Source organism: Streptomyces malaysiensis subsp. samsunensis (assembly GCF_024519315.1).
GTDB classification, from domain to species: Bacteria; Actinomycetota; Actinomycetes; order Streptomycetales; family Streptomycetaceae; genus Streptomyces; species Streptomyces malaysiensis.
In genome coordinates this window covers 1-3,536 of the sequence record NZ_JANIIC010000171.1, presented here as the reverse complement: position 1 = coordinate 3,536, position 3,536 = coordinate 1, and the positions used below count along the sequence as shown (strand labels likewise).

The following is a 3,536-nucleotide window of genomic DNA, read 5'->3' as shown; positions in this document are numbered from 1 at the left end:
TTCCTGCGTCGTCGCACCCACATAAACACCCGTAGCCGAACCACGCAGACCCACCGGATCCATACCGGCCCGCTCCAACGCCTCCCAGGAACTCTCCAGCAACAACCGCTGCTGCGGATCCATCACCAGCGCCTCCCGCGGAGAAATACCGAAGAAGCCCGCGTCGAAGTCGCCCGCGCCGTACAGGAAGCAGCCCTCGCGGGTGTACGACGTGCCGGGGTGGTCGGGGTCGGGGTGGTAGAGCCCGTCGAGATCCCAGCCGCGGTCGGCCGGGAAGGGGCCGATGCCGTCTGCGCCGGTGGACACCAGCTCCCACAGGGCCTCGGGGCTGGTGGCACCCCCGGGGTAGCGGCAGGCCATGCCGACGATCGCCAGGGGCTCGTCGGTGTGAGCGGTGCGGGCGGTGTGGGCGGTGATCGCAGTGGGGGCGGTGGGGGCGGGCCGCTCCTCGCCGGGCGTGTCCTCGGCGGCACCGGCCAGTTCGCCCACCAGGAACGTGGCGAGCGCGGTGGGCGTGGGGTAGTCGAAGAGCAGCCCGACGGGCAGCCGCAGGCCGGTCTCGGTGTTCAGCCGGTTGCGCAGCTCGAGCGAGCCGAGCGAGTCGAAGCCGATGTCCTTGAAGGCCCGTGTGGCGGGGACCCTCTCGGCCACCGCATGGCCGAGGACGGCGGCGGCCTTGGCCCGTACGAGATCGAGGGCCAGGCCGGGCCGCTCGTCCGGCGCGAGGGCCGCCAGCCGGGCGGCGAACGGGGAGTCCGCGTTTCCGCCGGTCGTACGCGGCGGGCGGACGACGCGGCGCAGCAGCGCCGGCACGCCGTCCTGCGGGGCCCGCTCACGGACCGGACGCACGTCCAGCTTCGCGGGGACCATGAGCGGCCTGGGGTCGGCGACCGCGCGGTCGAACAGGGCGAGAGCCTCGTCCTCGGGCAGCGGCACCACCCCGAGCCGCGCCAGCCGCGACCGGTCGGTGTCGTCGAGGCCCGATGCCATGCCACCGCCGCCGCCGTCCTGGTCCCACAGGCCCCAGGCGTGGGACTGGCCGGGCAGGCCCAGATGGGAGCGGTGGGCGGCCAGGGCGTCGAGGAAGGCGTTGGCGGCGGCGTAGTTGGCCTGTCCGGCGGTGCCGAGCACACCGGAGACCGAGGACAGGACGACGAACGCGGTCAGCGGCTCCTCGCGGGTGAGTTCGTGCAGGTGCCAGGCGGCATCCACCTTGGGCCGCAGAACCTTGGCGAGTTGTTCGGCCGTCAGGGAGGTGACCGCACCGTCGTCGGTGGTGCCCGCGGCGTGCACCACCGCGGTGAGGGGGTGCTCGGTACGGACGCTCGCGAGGGCGGCGGCGAGCGCGCCGCGGTCGGCCGGGTCGCAGGCGACCGTCGTCACCTCGCAGCCCGCGTCGGTGAGTTCCGCGGCGAGGTCGCGGGTCGCGGCGGCTCCGCGCCGGCTGACGAACAGCAGCCTGCGTACGCCGTGTTCGTGGACCAGACGCCGGGCGAGCAGGCCACCGATCCGCCCGGAGGCGCCGGTGAGCAGGACCGTACCGTCCGGGCCGAACGGCGTGGCGGCGTCGGCGGCCACGGCCGTGGCACGGGCGAGCCGGGGGGTGTGGGCACGGCCGGCGCGCAGCGCGACCTGCGGTTCCGCGCCCGCCGCGACGGCGGGCAGGAGCCGCAGTGACTCCCGGTGCCGGTCGGTGTCGACGAGGAGGAACCGCCCGGGGGTCTCGGTCTGCGCGGTGCGCAGCAGACCCCAGACGGTGGCCGCGGCGACGTCGGTCACGGCGTCCGGGCCGGCAGCGCCCTCGGTGACGGCGAGGAGGCGGGTGGCGGTCATCCGGTCGTCGAGGAGCAGGGCGCGGGCGGTTTCCAGGGCCGCCGCCGCGTGCGCGTGGGCGGCGGTCACGGGGTCGCCGTCCACGTGCGGCACGAGCCATACGAGGACGTCGGGTACGGCGTCGCCGGCGTCGAGGGCGGTGCGCAGCCGGCCGACGTCCCGGTAGGCGGCCGCAGTGGCCGGGAGGGTGCCGCTGTCCCGGAGGGCGGCCGGGACCGGGCCGTCGTCACCCGCCAGCAGGGCCCAGTGGCCGGTGGGTCGCGGGTCGCCCGGCGACAGCGCGTCCCACTCCACGCCGAACAGCGAACGGGCGGCCGTCCCGGTCGGCGCGCCGAGCCGTGCGGCGTCGGCCGGCCGCATGGTGAGCGATCCGATGCTCCCCACCGGGCGTCCGGCCGCGTCGGCGAGGTCGATGGCGACCTCGCCCTCGCCGGTACGCGCGATACGGGCGCGCAGGGCACGGGCACCGGCGGCGTGCAGGGCGACATCCCCCCAGGCGTACGGCAGGCGCAGCTCGCCGCCCAGCACGCGGCCGGCCGACACGGCGTGCAGGACGGCATCGAGGAGGGCCGGGTGGAGGGCGTATCCGTCGCCGTCACCGGTGACCGTGCCCGTGGCTGTTCCGGTGCTGGTGCCGTCCTGGTCCCGCTCCGGGAGGTGTGCGTCGGCGTAGACGGTTCCGTCGGGAGCCGCCCACAGGTGGCTGAGCCCCTGGAACGCGGGTCCGTAGGTGTAGCCGGTGTCGGCCAGGTCGGCGTAGACATCGTCAGGACCAGTCGGGGTGGCTCCGGCCGGCGGCCAGGTGGCGGCCCAGTCCGAGACGGGCCGGGCGGGGATGGCGGGGGTCGCGGTGAGCGTCGCGGTGGCGTGGTGCGTCCACGGCGCGTCGGCGCCGTCCGTGGCAGGGCGTGCCTGGACGGTGGCCGTGGCACGGCCCGGCTCGCCGGACGCGGTAACCGTGATCTGGAGGTCCGCGGCGCCGCCCGGACCGGGCAGCACCATGGGGGCGTGGAGGACGAGTTCGCCGACGTGCGGGGCGCCGTACCGGTCCCCCGCCTGCACGGCCAGTTCGAGCAGAGCCGTCCCGGGCAGCAGGGCGAGGGTACCGACGGTGTGGTCGTAGAGCCATCGGTGGGTGTGTGCGGCGATCCGTCCGGTCAGGACGAGGGTGCCGCCGTCGGCGGTGCGGACGGCGGCGCCGAGCAGTGGGTGCCGGGCGGGGGTCAGGCCCGCGGCCGACACGTCGAGGGTGCCCGTGTCGGCGTCGAACCAGTAGCGTTCATGTTGGAAGGCGTAGGTGGGCAGGTCGACGCGGCGGGCCCCGGAACCGGCGAACACCTGCGCCCAGTCCACCGGGACGCCCCGTACGAAAGCCTCCGCCAGCGAGGTCAGCAGGCGTCGTGGGCCACCGTCATCACGGACGAGCGAACCGACGACGGCCGCGTCCTGACCGGCCTCCTCCAGGGTGTGCTGGATGTCCCCTGTCAGCACCGGGTGGGGGCTGCACTCGACGAACGCGCCGAAGCCTTCGGCGGCCAGCGCACGAACGCCTTCCTCGAACCGGACAGGACGGCGGAGGTTGTCCGCCCAGTAGGAGGCGTCCGGCACCCCATCCCCCAGCCAGGCGCCGATGACCGTGGAGAAGAACGGAACCTCCGCACGACGCGCCCGGATCGGGGCCAGATCCGCGAGAATCCGGTCTC

At 75.3% G+C, this 3,536-nt stretch carries 1 protein-coding gene; it reads right to left on the bottom strand.

Annotated features, from left to right (window positions below; all coding sequences use genetic code 11):
• Positions 1–3,536 (bottom strand): SDR family NAD(P)-dependent oxidoreductase (locus tag NQU54_RS48190; RefSeq protein WP_306279875.1); only part of this gene is annotated, 3,536 nt, incomplete at both ends.